Here is a 15989-nt window from a genome sequence, read left to right on the forward strand (position 1 = left end):
TATGCAACCTCTGCCTTCTGCTTCCCTGGGAATCTACGCCGATGAGGAGCTCGTTAAGCGCCTGCCCGGCTTCACCAACCATTATGCCACCGTCAATGGCGTGCGGCTGCACTACGTGGAAGGTGGCCACGGCCCGGCCTTGGTGTGCCTGCCGGGCTGGCCCCAAACCTGGTACTCGTTCCACCCTATTGCCACCGAACTGGCCCGGCACTACCGGGTTATTCTGGTCGATATTCGCGGAATGGGCAGCTCCGACAAGCCCGCCACCGGCTACGACAAGAAGACGATGGCCCAGGATATTTATGAGTTGCTACGCTACCTGGGCCTAGCCAAAGCCTCGCTGCTGGGCCACGACATCGGCGGCATGGTAGCCAGCAGCTTTGCGTTTAATTACCCGCAGGCAACTGAAAAGCTTATCATCGCCGACGGGGCGCACCCCAGTGAAGGCATGCGGCACATGCCGCTACTGCCCGCGGCCGGCTCCTTTACCCAGAAAATGGACGACCAACACCCCTACCCCTGGTGGATGGCCTTCAACCAGGTGAAGGAGCTACCCGAGCAGTTGCTGGCCGGGCGGTTTCACCTTCTGCTGGACTACCTCTTCGGCTACGTAATGCTGGATGAGACCCGAATGTCGGCTTTCGACCGGGCGCTGTACGCTGCCGTCTACAATGAGCCGGAGAACATCCGGGCCTCCAATGCCTGGTACCAAGCCTTCGAGCAAGATATTGCCGATGCTCAGCAGTACGCCCGCCTGTCGATGCCGGTTTTGGGTATCGGGAGTTATGTCTCCTACAACTACCTGCAAATGAGCCTACCCTACCTGGCTGACGATGTGCGGGTTGTGGGCCTGATGGATAGCGGCCACTATATGTTCGAGGAAAAGCCGGCCCGCGTGCTGGAAGCCGTTCTGGACTTTTTGCAAGAGCCCGCCGCGCAGTAGCAACCTTGGCCGGGGGCTGGTTGCGCAGGGTTCCCGGCCAACGTTGCTATTGTGTAGTGGTAGCGCCCTACCCTAGGGTTGGCTGATGAATGAAGTGAGCGGGGGCTGGCTCGGGCTGCGCTTTTCCTACCCGGCCCAGGTGCGTATCCTGGAAGCCGGTAGCGTGCTTGAGGCCGTAGCCCAGCAGCCGGTCGAAGGCGCTGTGAAAGAGGAGTACCGTGCCTGCCAGCAGCAGCACAGGCTGGGCCAACCACCAGCCGGCCAGGCCCACGGCCACGGCCAAGGCCTTGTGGTGAGCAAGATTATAGCAAATGGCGCCTACCCGGGGGCCGGCCAGGTAGCCGATCATGCTCAGGTCGGGGAGCAGGAAGGTGGCTGGCAGCACCCACCACGCGTAGGGCAGGTGGTTGAAGATTGCCAGGGCCAGCAGTGCTTGAGCCAGTTCTTCGAGTTTCAGCAGGTTTTTCATATGCGAGAAGTAAGAGTGCTTAGATAAAATTGAATACCCAAAGGTCCTCTCGCGCGGCCACACCCAACGATAACAAAAGCTAAGAAATAACAGAGCCGGGCCCAAATGGGTCCGGCTTCTGCTTACGGCTTCTTGCCCGGTTTTCGCGCCACCCGCGCCCGAATGCGGCTTAATGAAACCGGTGTAACACCCAAGTAGTTGGCCACCAGATGCTGGGGAATGCGCTCCAGAATCTTGGTTTTTCCACTGGACAGCAGCGCCTGGTAGCGCTCCTCCGGCGAAAGCAGCAGTTGCTCGACCAAGCGGGCGTCGGTGCCGAGCAGGTGGTATTCGGCTACCAGGCGCGCAAACCGCTCGTACACCGGGCGCTCATCGCAGAGCTGGCGCAGCACGGCGTAATCAAATACAACGAGCTCGGTGTCGGTGAGGGCCTGGATGCTGAGTTGGCTGGGCTGGCCCGTCAGGCAACTCGGGTAATCGCCCAGCAGGTGGTTTTCGAAGAAAAAGTACGTGGTGCGCTCATCCCCATTGGGGCGGGAATAGTAGAGTCGGCAGTTGCCGCTGAGCACCAGAGCCAACTCGGGCCGGTGCTCGCCGACTTGCACAAAATGTTCCCCGCGGGCTAGGTGGCGCGGACGCAGGGCCTCGGCCAGCGGCTGCCAGTCGGCATCCGTCAGCGCGGGAATAAAGCGGTGCAGGTAGGCACGAAGCGGGTGCATAAGCAGGAAGTAGTCAGCTGGGAGTCTAGTAAGTATCCGGCGGGGTGGTTGCCGGCCCCGCTACTGCGTTGCCCGCGTCGAGGCGCTGCTGATGCTGGGTGCCCCACGCTTTCAGGACCTCAATCACGGGGTCGAGGGTGCGTGCATAGGGCAGGGCGTGGTATTCGACCAGCACGGGCGGCCCGGGATGCACCGTGCGGGCAATGAACTGATGGGCTTCCAGATCCTTCAACTCCTTGGCCAGCACTTTGGTGGAGATGCCCGGCACGCTGCGCTCCAGCCCACGAAAATGCCGGGTGCCGGCGTTGAGGGCCACGATAATCTGAAGCTTCCACTTGCCATTAACCACCAGCAAGGCGTTGCGCAAGGCCTGCATCGTGTGCACGCATTCAGAGCTTTCGGGAGTAGTCATGGCAGTAGAACATAGGACAAAAGCGGTTACGTAGCCTGATTACCTGCTGGTAATCAGGCTACCGGCACGTAATCTGAAGTGGCGGCAAGGTACAAACAAAGGAACAGCTGATTACTTGAGGTAAGCTGAGTACCCACTACCTGACTGGGCTACTCAAGTGGGCGGGCAGTCATCCACGGCCGGTGGGCCACCGGTGGCCAGCACGCAGTTCATCACCTTTTTTACCTCCTTTTTTTTATGCAGATCCTGCAAATCATTTCCAGCGCCCGGGGCGCCGAGTCCTACAGCACCCGCCTCAGCCAGGGCATCATCGACCAGCTGCGGGCTGCCGAGCCTGCTAGCACTGTGGTGGTGCGCGACGTGGCCACCCAGCCGTTTCCGCACCTCGAAGAAGCTCACCTGCAGGCCTACTTCACGCCGGCCGAGGGCCGCTCGCCCGAGCAGCAGCAGGCCGTGCGCCATTCCGACGAAGCCATTGCCCAGGTCATGGCGGCCGATGTGCTCGTCATCGGGGTGCCGTTCTACAACTTCAGCATTCCTTCCTCGCTCAAGTCCTGGCTCGACCACCTCACCCGGGCCAACCTCACGTTCCGCTATACATCCACCGGCCCGGAAGGCCTTATTACGGGCAAAAAAGTGTACCTGGCCGTGGCCAGCGGCGGCATCTACTCCGAAGGTCCCATGCAGCCCTACGATTTTGCCACGCCGTATCTGCGCTGGATGCTCGGCTTTCTGGGGATGACGGATGTAACCGTAGCCCGGGCGGAAGGAGTCAAGCTGCCGGAATTTGAACCCAGTGCCTTGCAAAAGGGCCTGGAGAGCGTAAGCGCCGCAACCAGGCGAGTTGCGGCGGCCCCGGCGGCTTCCTTATAGGCATACCCCAGCCGTTGCTGTGGCTTGGGCACAGCAACGGCTGGGATTATCCCCAATTTTTCGAACCTCACTGCTTTGTAGTTGTCCGTCAACTCCCAATCAATCAGCAGATTTTGCGGATCAAACCCCACTTTCGCCGGCCGGCCAGGTACGGTCAATACAACAGTCTGCCGGCCGGATCGGATTAGATGCTTTTGCCGGTAGAGCGGCTGGCCCGGCTCCTTTCCATCCTTGGTTGGGGCAAAGACGCCGATTTCTACCCACTCCTTCATCGGTTGTTTGATTTCCGTGCCGATGCTGTCTACGACCAGCTTGCTGGCCTGCAAGGTGAGCGTGACCTGCCAGGCGCCGCCGTTGAGCGGTTTGGCGGTGGCCGTTTCCGTCGCCAGCTCCCAGAAGGTATTGGCCTTGAACAGGTCGTGCAGCAACGGTTGGAGCGAGTCGGGCGTGACGGTCTGCAACTCCTGGTACAGGTCCAGCGAGGTGGGCCGGGGCAGCGTGCCGGGGCGGTGGTGAGCCAGCAACTGCCGGAGCGCCCCGTTTACCCGGTCGCGGCCTATATACTGACTCAGGGCGTACAGCGCCAGGGGGCCTTTGCGGTAGCTCTGGTACCAGCCATTGGCTTGCAGCAGCGGCAGGGCGGCCCGGGTACGCGGGGTCTCGTTTTCTTCCCGCAGAAAACTCAGCAGCCGCTGCAGGTGCTCGGTTCCGTAGTGGTCCTCCAGCACGCCCATAGCCGAGTACCACGCCAGGCTTTCGGTAATCAGGCCGGCGCCCTCCACGTAGGCCTGCTTGAGTTGATTGCCCCACCACTGGTGCGCTACCTCGTGCGCCACCGCGGCCGTTACCAGGTCAAAGCCCCGCTCATCAGCTTTGGGGTTCAGCAGAAAAAAGCCCTCCTCGGCCGTGATGTTGATGGGTGCCGCGTGGTGGCCGAAGCCGTAGCTGGGATGAGCCACAAAGTGCAGCTGCCGGTGCGGGTAAGGGCCAAACTGCCGGGTGTAATAGTCGAGCGAAGCCTGGGCACTCCGGACCATGCGCACCGGGTTTTCCGTCGGCCCCGGCGGGTAGTAAATCTGGATGGCAACCTCCGTCTGCGGCCCCACCGAGCTGCGCCATTTGCCTTCCTGCACCGCGTAATCCGCCGAGAAGAAGGGAGTCCAACGCAGCTACGGTGCCGCTGGCCCGGGAACTGGACTATTTGCGGGACTACGTGAGTTTGCAGCAGCTCCGCTACAAAAGCACTCCGGTGGTAGACCTGCAGATAACGGAGGAAACGCCTACAAACACAGCCCTGCCCGCTTGGAACCGGGCGCCCTGCAAGTGCGGGAGCTTTGCCAAGCTGGAAGAGCTGCTGCCCGCCCAGCATTTTGCCCGCGTGCACCGGTCGTTCCTAGTTGCCATTGACAAAATTGACCATATCGAGAAAAACCGGATTCAGATTGCCGACCACCTCATTCCTATCAGCGATACCTACGCCGAGGCCTTCTACAACATGCTAAAAGGCTGCAGTAGGCACCATAGGCCGAGGTATTTGAGTAGCAGCGGGTAGGGGCCAGACCGGTCTATGCCAAAGCCGGACAGCGGCTCTTGGGTATTTCTGCTGAAAAATGGCTCAGCCTTTCACAGACCAATTCGACTTGTTCAGATACGGATATAAGCCCTTCGGCAAGTACTGCTGCGTTAAGAATCGTGGCCGGTAGATATTGCCTCGCTGTTTAGCAATACCCAGCAACCGCTCCCTTTTTCTACACACTACTTGCACAACAATGGCTTTAACTGCACACCCGTTCCATCCGACTACGGGAGAACTGCTGCCCACCTACCGCGACGCCTACCTGCGGGGCGACTTGTCCGGTAAAAATGCTGATTTGGTAGACGCCTACCTCAAAGCCAACCCCAACGAGGGTGATGAGGCGCTAAAACGTTTTTACGCCCTGCGCGAGAAGGGTCACAATGTGCGCCCCGTCGGCTGGCTGCAGCACCAGTTTCACCTGATGCGCACCGAGCCGGTTCGGTTCCGTCGGCGCGCGGGCTCTATCGTGCTGGTGGGCGCTCTGCTGAGTGGAGCCGTGCTGGCCGGTACCAACCTGCCGTCCGCCGGCCGCATTGCCGTACCCACCACGACTATTGCTGCGGCCAGCGCAGAAATGGTGAGCGTGGCCGCTGAGGCTACCGCCACTAAGAAGATGGCGGTGGTGAAGGGTCGGATTCTGGACGAGAATGGTCGCCCACTGGTAGGCGCCACGGTGCTGGACAAAATCAGCGGCCGCGGTGTCACGACCAACGCGCAGGGTGATTATTCGATGTTTGTAGCGCCAAACCAGGCCTCGGAGCTGCAGTTTGGCTACGGCGGCTACACCGAAGACGAAGTACGGGTAAAAGGAAGCAGCACCCAGAACGTAACCTTGCTGCCGCGCATGAACGATACGGAAACGACCACCAAGAAACGCCACTGGTGGCAGTTCTAGAAAGGCGGCTACTCACTGCCGGGTTTTAGAATGGCAAAACGCGGACTGCGCACGGCCAAGTACTTGCTGCCGGTGCGCCCGCACTCAACTTAACTTTTCTCAACACTTTACTACGTATTGCTTCCCATGGCAACCCCCAAACAAACCGTTCAAGATATCTTGTCCGAACTGCCCACCCTACTGGCTGTAGCCGTTGTAGAAACTGAAACCGGCATGCCGCTGGCTTCGCACGCTAACATTGCCGACTTCGACATCGAAACGGCGGCTGCCTACAACACGGAGGTAGTGAAGGCTAAGCTCAAAGCCATCCAGGCCCTGAAGCTCAACCAGAAAGTGCAGGACATCCTGCTGACCCTGACCGACCAGCTGCACCTGCTGAAGCTGTCGAGCGACGGGGACATGTTCATCTATTTGGCCGTCAACGCCCGGGATACCAACCTGGCCCAGGCCCGTCAGATCCTGAAGGCCCACTCGGCGGTGTTGAGCTAGCCTGACTTTATCCCCACAAGCCCAAGAGCCCGTCGGTAATGTACCGACGGGCTCTTGGGCTTACTTCACCCCGAAGTTCTTGTAGCTTACCTCTGCCAACAAGCTACGGTGGCCGCGCTGATTGGGCTCAAATTGCGGTGCCCTAAGTGACGGGCGGGGCGGGCTGCCGCGCCCCACTGCCCATGTAGCTAGCCGGCCTTAGCAAAGGCCACTGCTTGAAGCTGGCCAATCGGCAACAGGAACGCCCGCCCCGGGCCCTGTACCTGGCCTGGTTTCACTAGCGCTGCGGTAGACCAGAACGTCAGCAAGTTCCTATTTGGCGGGCGCTACACCCTTGACGGTTTGCACGATGGGCTGAATGGTGCCGTCGGGGTTATAGCGCAGGTCGTCCACGCAGATGGAGCGCCGGTAGCTGCCGCCGGTGGGCAGGGAGCCGTTGTGATAGAAGAAATAGCTCTTGCCCTTGTAGTCGATAATACCAGGATGGGTCGTGAAGCTGTTGGGCACGTTTTCCTGGATGATGCCCCGGTACGTCCAGGGCCCGGCGGCGCTGGGAGCAGTACAGTACTCTATCATTTCGGGCTTGGTACCGGCGCCGGCGTACACGAGGTAGTACAGTTTCTGACGCTTGTACACCCAAGGGCCTTCGATGTAGTTCTTGGGCGTAATGACGTTGATGGGGCCGGCCAGCTCGGTCATGTTGTCCTTGAGCTTCACCCAGCGGCAGCTTAAGTTGCCCCAGTACAGGTACACCTGCTGGTCGTCGTCCACGAAAACCGTGGGGTCTATATCGTCCCAGGCGTGGGGCTTGTCCTTAGTCATTTCATTCACGATGAGCGCCTTGCCAATAGCATCCTTGAACGGGCCGGTGGGCCGGTCCGATACGGCTACCCCAATGGCCGCGCCACCCTGGCTGTTGTCGTCTTTCTTGTGAAACGTCGACACAAACCAGTAAAACTTGCCCTTGTGATACACGCACTGCGCCGCGTAGGCATCGCCGGTGGCCCAGGAGAAAGTTTTGGGCGAGAGGCGCGTGCCGTAGTCTTTCCAGTGCACCATGTCGGTGGTGGAATAGATGCGCCAGTCGGGCATCTTGTAGTTGGTTTCCTGCACCGAAGCCGTATCGTGGCCGGTATACAGAAATAGCGTGTCGCGGTACACCAGCGGCGCTGGGTCGGCCGTAAATACGTCTTTGATAATGGGGTTTTGCGCCCGCACGGCCAGGGAGGCCCCAAAGCCTAGCAGGGCGACGAGGAAGGTATTTTTCATAAAGCCAGAGTAAAGGATAGAACGTTTGCCCAGCCTGGGGCGAAGAAGCCTGTACTGGCCAGGTGACTTAAAACAGCCCTTGCGCAAACAGGTACAAATCGTGGCGCCACACGGGCCAAGTGTGGCCGCCGGGGTACTCGCTGTACATGTACTTAATGCCTAGCTCATCCATTTTGGCCCGCATCACCTTGTTGTTGGCGTAGGCAATATCTTCGGGCCCGCCCATTGAGAGCCACAGCTGCTTCAGGTTGGTATTGATGGTGCCCGCATTGGCTTTCATAAACGCGTACTGCGGGTCAGACAAGGCCGTATTATTGGCAAAAAAGCCCGAGCTGAACACGCCCAGGTGAGCAAACATGTCTGTGTTCTTGATGCCGGCATAAAGTGTTTGTAGGCCACCCATCGATAGGCCTGCCAGCGCCCGGTTATTGGCTCCCGCCGCCACCCGGTAGTTGCTTTCCACTACCGGCAGCACGGTTTGCTTTAGCTCGTCTTCAAAGCGCTTCAGCGTACCCTCGTTGAAGCCTGCTAGGCCACCAGGACCACCCATATTGCCGTCTAGCATCACCACGAGCATGGGTTTGGCCTTTTTCTCGGCAATCAGGTTGTCCAGAATCAGATCGGCTTTGCCTTGCCGGGCCCAACCAGTTTCGTCTTCGCCCCCGCCGTGCAGCAGGTAGAGCACGGGGTATTTGGCGGCCGTATTGGCATCGTAGCCGGCTGGCGTATACACGTACAACTGCCGCCACGAATTGGTGACTTTCGAATAATACCGCTTCATCCGCATCTCGCCGTGGGGCACATCTTTCAGGGCGTAAAAGCTGGTGCCGCGGCCCGGAATCTCGATGCCGCTGGCCATGCGGCCCATACCGTAGAAGGTGTCGCTGGCGGGGTCGGCGATGGGCAGGCCGTCGAGCACCAGGGAATAATAGTGTAGGCCCAGGCTCAGCGTATCGGTGGTCACAGTCCAGGTACCGCTGCTGTCCTTCACCATGTCGTACTTGCGGCCCATGTCTAGTTGGGCTTGCTGCACGCCGGGCGCTTTCAGGCGAAACACGGCGCGGTTATCGGGAAGTATCTGGGGGTACTTGGCGTTGCGCACGTTGGTGGCGGCCGGTGCGCCCAGCACGGTGTAGGTAGGCAGCGCGGCCACATCGACGGGCTTAAATAGGAACTGCGAGAACATGTACAGCCCGTTTTTCCAGACTTTAAAGTCGTGCCCGCCAGCTTCCAGGTAGTACACATGTGGCACCTTGTGCTCGTAGAGGTAGTCGTGGGTGCGCTGGCTGATGGGCAGCAGGCCGTCCTGGTCGCCGCAGGAAACCCAGAGGAGCTTGAGCTGCTTGGTGGCTTTGGCGGGGTCGGGCACCAGCTGCTCGGGTAGTTTGGTGTTGGGGGCCGACGAAAAGCCGCCTACCCAGGCAAATTTATCCAGGTTACCCAGCCCAAAATTCAACGACTGCCCCCCTCCCATCGACAGGCCAGCCACGGCCCGGTTCTCGCGGCTCTTAAGCGCCGGATACGTCTTCTCGATGTAGGGAATGAGGTCGGTCAGCAGGTCCTTCTCAAAGTTGGCAAACGCGGCTACCTTATCCGGCCCGTAGATATTGCCAATGGGCCGGTCGTCCTTCATGGCCCGGCCGTTGGGCATCACCACCAGCATGGGCTTGAGTTTGCCCGCCGCGTACAGATTATCCAGAATCACCTGCGGGCGCCCTCCTTTCAGCCACTCTTTTTCGTCGCCGCCTATGCCGTGCAGCAGGTAGAGCACCGGGTACTCCTTCCGTTTGGAGTACCCCGGCGGCGTGTATACCAGGGCCTTGCGCACTGTTCCCACGGTTTTCGAGGTGTAGCTGATGCTGTCTATTCTGCCAGCGGCAATACCGGCCGTGGGCTGGTCGAAGCCCTTGGGAGCTTCCATGGCCATTTTTTGGGCAAATGCGCTGCTCACGCTCAGCACCACAACACTCAGGATGGCGGGGACTATGTTTCTCATACCTTGGATAGAGGCCTAGCCGGCCAGATAAGTGGTGGGAATATCAGACGGTTTGCAAGCGCACGGCTTCTTGACTTCTTACTCAAACTTGACCCAGTCAATGGCCACGGGCGTGTTGGTTTTGGAAGAAACGACCAGTGCATGGGTGCCGGGCTTGAAGGCTGCTACAGGTGCTTTTACCTCCTGCCACTGGTCGCCCTTCGGCACGGCTACCTGGGCTAGCATGGGGCCCGTGGCCCCGTCGGTGCGCAGCTGGACTGTGGCGCCGGCGGCGGCCTGCACACGTAGGGTTACTGTTTTAAGGGCCAGTTTGCCAAAGGCTACGCCGTTGTACTGCACCCAGCCTTGGTTATCGGCAAACACGGTTTTCCAGCCTTGGAAGGCGTTGGCCGGGTCCAGAAAGGCAATGGAAGCGCCGCGGCTGCTCAGGCGGCTGTAGCGGTCTAGTTGGATTTTCTGGCGGGCATCAGTCAGGCCTACGCCGCGCAGGGTAGGCACCACTTTGCGGATGGCCCCGTTGGGCTCGAAAAACAAGCTGTCCATTCGAACCGAGCGGTTCTTGTCGAAGGCCGGCGACAAGTCGTTGTGGTGGTAGAACAGGTACCACTGGTTGTTGAGCTCCAGCAGGGAGTGGTGATTGGTCCAGCAGCCCGTCGGCGACTCGTCCATGATGACACCCTTCACCGTGAACGGGCCCAGCGGGCTGATGCTGGTAGCGTATTCGAGGCGCTCCGTCTTGTTCTCCACGTGCGGATACGTGAGGTAGTAGATGCCCTTGCGCTCAAACACAAACGGGCCTTCTTTCAGGCCTTTGGTGGGCAGCTCGCCCAGCGTAACGGGCTCCGAAGCCAGCTCCAGCATGTTCGGCTTGAGTTTAGCGGCGTAGATGTTGCCCTCCGACCAGTATAGGTAAGCCTGTCCGTCCTTGTCAATCAGCACGTTGGGGTCGATGCCGCGCACGCCCTTGATGGGCTGGGGCTCCGGCACGAAGGGGCCGGTGGGCTTATCCGCCACGGCCACCCCCACCGTAAAGCCCTTGTTGATGGTGGTATCCTTGGGGGTAGTGGGAAAGTAGAAGTAGTATTTGCCGTTGCGGGCAATGCAGTCGGGCGCCCACATGCTGTAGCTGTCGGGCTTCACCCAAGGCACCTTATTCTGGGTCACGATGACGCCGTGGTCGGTCCAGTCGGTGAGGTTAGCCGATGAAAACACGTGGTAGTCTTCCATCACAAACCAGCCGGCCCGCCCCCGGCCGGGCGCGGCCGGAATATCGTGCGAGGGGTACACGTACACCCGCCCGTTGAACACCCGCGCCGTGGGGTCGGCCGTAAACTGGCTGGTAATAAACGGGTTCTGGGCCTGCGCAGCACCTCCCAGCAGGAGAACCAGCCCGCTCAACAGATACGGCAGCTTATTATGTAGCATGGGGCTAAGGGGTTACTTGGTTCCGGTAGTGGTATCCGCAATGCGGAAATAGTCGAAGTCGGCGTAGCCGCCAGCCGTCTTAGTGGCGTAGGTAAAGAGCCCAAACCGGTAGCCCATAAAATGCGGCAGCGTGTAGGCCATCTTGAGCGGCGCGCCAATGGCTTTCCAGGCTTTCCCGTCGAGGCTATAGTAGAACGTGGCCACGTCCTTGCGCTCCGTAAAGTCGCATTCCGCTTTGAAATAGACGGTATTTTGCTTGAGCGGCAGGCGTTGCAGCTCCACGGGCTTTTCCGACTCGGCGCTAATCATGACGATGGATTTTGCGCCGTTGCGGTAATCTACCCCCACTAGGCCATACCGTTTTTGCAGCAGGGCTAGGCCAGCAAAGTCACCTTCCTTGAGGTGCGACACCTCCAGGGCAGTCGTGCCAGCACAGGTGGGCCCGATGGTGCGTTGGGTTAGCGTGTTGCGGGCTAGCAGAAACGTGGTGTCTACGCGGCCGGTTTTCAGGCGCAGGTAGCCCGCGCGGTCGGTAAGTGACCAGAGGGAATTTTCGGGATTGTGATTCCACTGCCACACCAGCGGCAGGGTGGGCTCACCCTTGCGCCGGTTAAACTCATCCGAGGCCACTAGGCCAGGTATCAGGCCTTTGCTGGGCGGTAAGGGCAACGTTTGGGGCACCTTGCCGGCCGGGCTTCCCAGCACCGGCCAGCCATCGGTCCACGTCACGGGCACCAGGTATGGAATGCGGCCCACGGCGCCGTAGTCGCGGAACAGGTAGGAAAACCACCGGCCATCGGGTGTGTCGATGAGACCACCCTGGGCCACGCCCAGGTCTTGCAGCGCCACCCGCCCTTCGTAGGGGCCGGTGAGTTTGTCGGCGCGGTGCACCACCACGGTACGCATACCGTCCCTGGGCCACACTATATTGAAGAGGTAGTACTTGCCCTTGATCTTAAACAGCTGGGAGCCTTCCGCTTGCAGATTGATATTGGGGCCGGACGGAGCGCTGGCATTTTCAATAAGTACCTGCTCCGTGGTGCCGGGCTTCACGCCGGAGGCATCGGCCGTCAGCTCAATCAGTCGCAGCTTGCCGGCACCATACACCAGGTACACGCGGCCATCATCGTCAAAAAACAAGGAATGGTCGTGGTAGCTGGGCTTAAACGACGCGACTTTCCAGGGGCCCTTTTCGATATTCTTGGTGGAATACACGTAGGTTTTGCCGGTCGTCTGGGCAAAGGTCGAGACGTAATACGTGCCTTGGTGAAACCGCAGGCTGCTTGCCCACGAGCCCCGGCCGTAGGTGCTCTTACCGTTGGTCAGCGTCAATTCATCCTGGCTCCCCAGCGTGTCAGAGGCGTAGCTGACCAGCTGCCAGTTCACCAAGTCCGTAGACTTCATAATGGGCACGCCCGGACTCATGTGCATGGTGGTGCTGCTCATGTAGTACGTCTTGCCCACCCGAATCATGGACAGGTCCGGCACATCGGCGAAGATGACCGGGTTTTGCGCCGGCCTCACTTGCGCAGCGAGCGGCAAAACAGAAGCTGTGGCAAGGACTAATCCGAGGACGAAAGCACTTCGCTTTAGGGAGTAAGGCATGGCAGAAAATACCGGGGCAAGTGGGTTAGTAGTGAGACGCCGGCTTGATAGCCTGGTAGTTGCCGCTGAGGTGCATCAGGCTGAATAAGTATAGCAGGCCGTCATAATACGGGTCGAAGTAGCCGTCTTCGTAGGGCGCCAGCTTGGCATTCCAGAGCGCGTGCACGAAGTCCAGTTTCTGCTTGTCCTGACTTGCCAGGGAGGCCGCCGCTGAGGTGGCTACCAGGCCTAGCGAATGTCGGAGCTTCTTGACCTCGCCGGCCTGCAGAATGAAATCGGGCCGCGAGCCATCCACGTTGAACTGGTCTTCGAAGGTGTTGAGGCCCTTGCTGCGCAGAAAGCTTTGGAAACGTTGGGCGTACTGCTCCTGCCACGCTTTGTCCTTGCCAAACCACACGTAGTCCATGGCGATGTTCATGGGTACGCGCCAGGAATCATAGCGGAAGGCGGGCGGCGCCCATTTGGTAGCGTGTGGTTTCCCGCTAAACTCGGTGTAATCGTAGTTGAGGCCGGTTACGGGGTTACAGGCGCGGTGCAGAAACGCCCGCGACGTATCGGCGCAGGCCCGGTAAAACTGCTCGTGCCCATCCTTGGCATACTCGGCCCATACTTCCAGAAAAGCCGGCAGGTGGTACGAGGGGTCAGTCCAGTTATACATGTCCCCGACCGGCACAAAGGATATCTGCTTGTGCTGGGTGTTGATGAGGTTATAGACGCCGCCGGTGCCATCCTTTTTCCACATGGCATCCAGGATGTTGCGCGCCTCTTTATAGTAGTTGATGCCGGTAGTGTTTCCCCAGCGGTTGGAAGCAAACAACAGACTGGTCACGAAATACAGCTCGCCATCGGAGGCCGGCCCTTCGGAGTTGAGCTTCATGGTGGTGGTGCTGAAACTCCAGGCGAAATAGCTTTTTAAAGGACCTTCCTGGTGCTGCAGGTACTTCTTCGACCAGCGCCAGATTCGGTCAAACACCTCCTTCTTGTTCAGCTGTACCGCCACCATCAACCCATACGAAACCCCTTCGGTCCGGACGTCGTGGTTCTTCAAATCCGACACGTAGGCCATGGAGTCGCCCACTTCGAAGTACACCCGGTTAGGCCCCTCAAAAACGTCGTGGTAGGCCTGCTTCACCTTCTGGTCTATATCGGCCTGGCTATAGCCCGTTTCCCGCAGCAGATTAGGGTACTGCCCCGTGTAAAACGCTCCTTTCCGGGTTGGCTTGGCCTGTTTGGGCAGGCGTTGCGCCGTACTGCTCCCGAGGCCTAGGCTCAGCACACACAGCAGCAGACAGATGCCCTTACTGCGTTGAAGAAATTGGAGATAGTGGTTCATCGACTAATCCGCTGGATGTAACTGCGTGTTCTATGGCTAGGCCTAGGGCTAGGGCTGGACTACAAAGCCGCCCCGCGCCGGCAGCGTCACGCTGATGGTGGCCCCGGCCACGGCCTGGGTACTGAAGCTGCGGTTGGTAGCGCCATCGGTGATGAGGGTACCCTTTTGCAGGCCTAGCTGGCTGAGGTCGAGTTGGATGGTTTTAGGGACGTCGGTGCCGTTGATGCCGGCCACGTACCACGCGCCGCCGGGGGCCTGGCGGGCCAGCACGGCATACTGACCGGGGTAGCCATCCAGAAATTTCACATCGGCCCAGCGCGGCGGCAGCTTTTGCACAAATTCCCGCACGTAGGCTGGCTGCGCAGCCATGCCCTCGGGCACCTCCGCATAGTGTTGAATGCCCGACTGAAACAGCACCGACAGGGCAAGCTCAAACGCATTGGAGGTGCGGCGCTGCTTACCCCTGATTTCGGAAAATGCCATGGGCGTGAAGTCCATGGCCCCTACCGCGTTGCGGGTGAAGGGCAGCACGGCGCAGTGCGTGGGCTCCTGGTCGGTGTTGGCCTGGTCGAAGGTCAGGAACTCGAACCCGCGCACGGCTTCCATGGTCATCAGGTTGGGGTAGGTGCGGTTCCAGCCCCTGGGAATAGTGGTGCCGTGAAAGTTCACCAGCAGCCCGGCCTGGGCGGCATCGGTCAGCAGGTCTTGGTAGTAGTTCATAAACGACTGCCCATCCCCACCGAAAAAGTCGATTTTCACCCCTGCAACTCCCATTTGCTTGATGCGGGCAAATTCCTTGCGGCGGCTTTCGGCCTCGAATAATACATTGGTGGGAGTTTGCGGAGCCTCGTTCCAATGGCCATTGGAGTTATACCACACCAACAGGCCTACGTTCTTGCTGCGGGCATACTGGGCCAGCTCCTGCATTTTGTCGTAGCCAATTTGCTTGTCCCAGAGGGCATCGACCAGGCAGTAGCCCCAGCCCATGCCAGCCGAATAGTCGATGAAGCGACGCTGCACGTCGTAGGTGGTCTTCTCGTCGCCAAGCAACACCCACGACCACGACGACTTACCCGGTGCAGCAGGCAAAGCTGTCGATTGGGCAGCCGGACTTACGTCAGTGGTCAGCGTCGACTCCACAATTGGCCGCAAGGAGTTGCCCACCACCAGCACGCGCCAGGGCGTGCGCCACGGCAGCCGGCTTTCGGGCAGCAGCGCAGCCTCGGGCGTAGTGCGCTCCGGGGCCTGCGGAAAGGCGATGCTGTATTCCGCATCGGGCGCGGCGTGGCCTAGGTGGGTGCCGCTATAGGTACGCCCCATGCCGGCCTCCGTGAGCAGCACCCAGTGCCCGCTCACCTCAAACAGCGCCGGAAACGACCACCCCTGCCCTATTGTAGAAGGCGTGCCGGCTGCAATACCCCGCTGGTAGTACTCCTCATACGAGGGCTGCGTATTGGCAAACCCAGTCTGGGCTTTGGCGTGCGGGTGCAGCCAGCCTTTGGCACTGGTCGGCAAGTGGAAGGTGGTAGCTTCCGCTGAAATGCGCTGCACTTCCTGGCTGTTGCCTTCTACCACATACTGAAACGCTACCCCATCGTCGGATACCTGAAACACCACGCTCAACTGCGGCCCATTAGCCTGGCCCTGGAAGTGCACCACGCGCCGGTTGGCTCGGTAGCGGCAGTTGGCCCGCTTGTCGGTGGTGAGCTGGTAGTTGTCGGTTATGGTAGTTTGTTTGTCGGCTTTCGTCAGCTTAAGGCCCTGTGTGAGGTCGGCGCTGGCCAGTTGCAGCCCCAGCCGCGAGGGGCGCAGCAGCTCCGCCTGCCGGTAGCGCACGGCGTAGGTTGGCTGGCCCTGGGGCGTTACGTCTACGGTCACCTGCACGGCCCCATCAGGACTGGTAATGCGGACAGGGTTGGCCGCCTGAGCCGCGGCGAGTGGTAGCACGAGCAGGCAAATAAGTGGGGTTAAGCGCATAAATGGAA

The 15989-nt window shown here is 59.8% G+C and carries 14 protein-coding genes and 1 pseudogene; 5 read left to right on the plus strand and 10 right to left on the minus strand.

Translation table 11 applies throughout. The annotated features are described in order from the left end of the window. The first annotated feature begins 1 nt into the window (after position 1). A complete protein-coding gene (locus MUN80_RS21625) occupies positions 2 to 943 on the plus strand; it encodes an alpha/beta fold hydrolase (RefSeq protein WP_244716259.1) in 942 nt (313 codons plus the stop codon). Positions 944 to 1010: 67 nt separating this feature from the next. Here MUN80_RS21625 and MUN80_RS21630 read toward each other — a convergent pair whose 3' ends face one another. The 3 genes from MUN80_RS21630 to MUN80_RS21640 form a co-directional block, all read right to left on the minus strand. Then, on the minus strand, positions 1011 to 1412 hold the full coding sequence (locus tag MUN80_RS21630; RefSeq protein WP_244716261.1) for a DUF4260 domain-containing protein: 402 nt from the start codon (positions 1410 to 1412) through the stop codon (positions 1011 to 1013). 122 nt (positions 1413 to 1534) lie between these two features. Further along, positions 1535 to 2131, minus strand: a complete 597-nt coding sequence (locus tag MUN80_RS21635) for a Crp/Fnr family transcriptional regulator (RefSeq protein WP_244716263.1) — start codon at positions 2129 to 2131, stop codon at positions 1535 to 1537. 25 nt (positions 2132 to 2156) lie between these two features. Further along, complete coding sequence (locus tag MUN80_RS21640) at positions 2157 to 2543, minus strand: winged helix-turn-helix transcriptional regulator (protein WP_244716265.1); 387 nt, start codon at positions 2541 to 2543, stop codon at positions 2157 to 2159. 237 nt (positions 2544 to 2780) lie between these two features. On the opposite strand from MUN80_RS21640, the gene MUN80_RS21645 reads away from it, so the two are divergent. Further along, on the plus strand, positions 2781 to 3416 hold the full coding sequence (locus MUN80_RS21645; protein WP_244716267.1) for an FMN-dependent NADH-azoreductase: 636 nt from the start codon (positions 2781 to 2783) through the stop codon (positions 3414 to 3416). A 461-nt stretch (positions 3417 to 3877) separates the two neighbouring features. Here MUN80_RS21645 and MUN80_RS21650 read toward each other — a convergent pair. Further along, positions 3878 to 4453, minus strand: a pseudogene (locus MUN80_RS21650) (M1 family aminopeptidase); the annotation flags it as partial. 137 nt (positions 4454 to 4590) lie between these two features. On the opposite strand from MUN80_RS21650, the gene MUN80_RS21655 reads away from it, so the two are divergent. From MUN80_RS21655 to MUN80_RS21665, 3 genes are all read left to right on the plus strand, one after another. Then, positions 4591 to 4968: a LytTR family transcriptional regulator DNA-binding domain-containing protein gene (locus MUN80_RS21655; RefSeq protein ID WP_244716269.1), complete on the plus strand. Its 378-nt coding sequence runs from the start codon at positions 4591 to 4593 to the stop codon at positions 4966 to 4968. Positions 4969 to 5185: 217 nt separating this feature from the next. Then, a complete protein-coding gene (locus MUN80_RS21660; RefSeq protein ID WP_244716271.1) occupies positions 5186 to 5887 on the plus strand; it encodes a carboxypeptidase-like regulatory domain-containing protein in 702 nt (233 codons plus the stop codon). Positions 5888 to 6013: 126 nt separating this feature from the next. Beyond that, positions 6014 to 6376 (plus strand): hypothetical protein, encoded by a 363-nt coding sequence (locus MUN80_RS21665; RefSeq protein ID WP_244716273.1) that lies wholly within the window; start codon positions 6014 to 6016, stop codon positions 6374 to 6376. 312 nt (positions 6377 to 6688) lie between these two features. On the opposite strand, the gene MUN80_RS21670 is transcribed toward MUN80_RS21665, so the two are convergent. From MUN80_RS21670 to MUN80_RS21695, 6 genes are all read right to left on the minus strand, one after another. Next, positions 6689 to 7645 (minus strand): glycoside hydrolase family 43 protein, encoded by a 957-nt coding sequence (locus tag MUN80_RS21670; RefSeq protein ID WP_244716275.1) that lies wholly within the window; start codon positions 7643 to 7645, stop codon positions 6689 to 6691. A gap of 67 nt (positions 7646 to 7712) precedes the next feature. Further along, complete coding sequence (locus tag MUN80_RS21675; protein ID WP_244716277.1) at positions 7713 to 9641, minus strand: alpha/beta hydrolase-fold protein; 1929 nt, start codon at positions 9639 to 9641, stop codon at positions 7713 to 7715. A gap of 78 nt (positions 9642 to 9719) precedes the next feature. Next, entirely contained in the window at positions 9720 to 11066 is a 1347-nt protein-coding gene (locus MUN80_RS21680; RefSeq protein ID WP_244716279.1) for a family 43 glycosylhydrolase, read from the minus strand. Positions 11067 to 11078: 12 nt separating this feature from the next. Beyond that, entirely contained in the window at positions 11079 to 12671 is a 1593-nt protein-coding gene (locus MUN80_RS21685; RefSeq protein WP_375373967.1) for a glycoside hydrolase family 43 protein, read from the minus strand. A 25-nt stretch (positions 12672 to 12696) separates the two neighbouring features. Beyond that, positions 12697 to 14004 (minus strand): family 8 glycosyl hydrolase, encoded by a 1308-nt coding sequence (locus MUN80_RS21690; RefSeq protein WP_244716283.1) that lies wholly within the window; start codon positions 14002 to 14004, stop codon positions 12697 to 12699. Between the two features lie 48 nt (positions 14005 to 14052). Continuing rightward, positions 14053 to 15951 carry a glycoside hydrolase family 97 protein gene (locus tag MUN80_RS21695; protein WP_244716285.1) on the minus strand — a complete coding sequence of 633 codons (1899 nt, stop codon included), beginning with the start codon at positions 15949 to 15951 and terminating at the stop codon, positions 14053 to 14055. Between the last annotated feature and the right edge of the window lie 38 nt (positions 15952 to 15989).

The sequence above is a fragment of the Hymenobacter cellulosivorans genome (assembly GCF_022919135.1).
In the GTDB taxonomy this organism is placed as follows: domain Bacteria; phylum Bacteroidota; class Bacteroidia; order Cytophagales; family Hymenobacteraceae; genus Hymenobacter; species Hymenobacter cellulosivorans.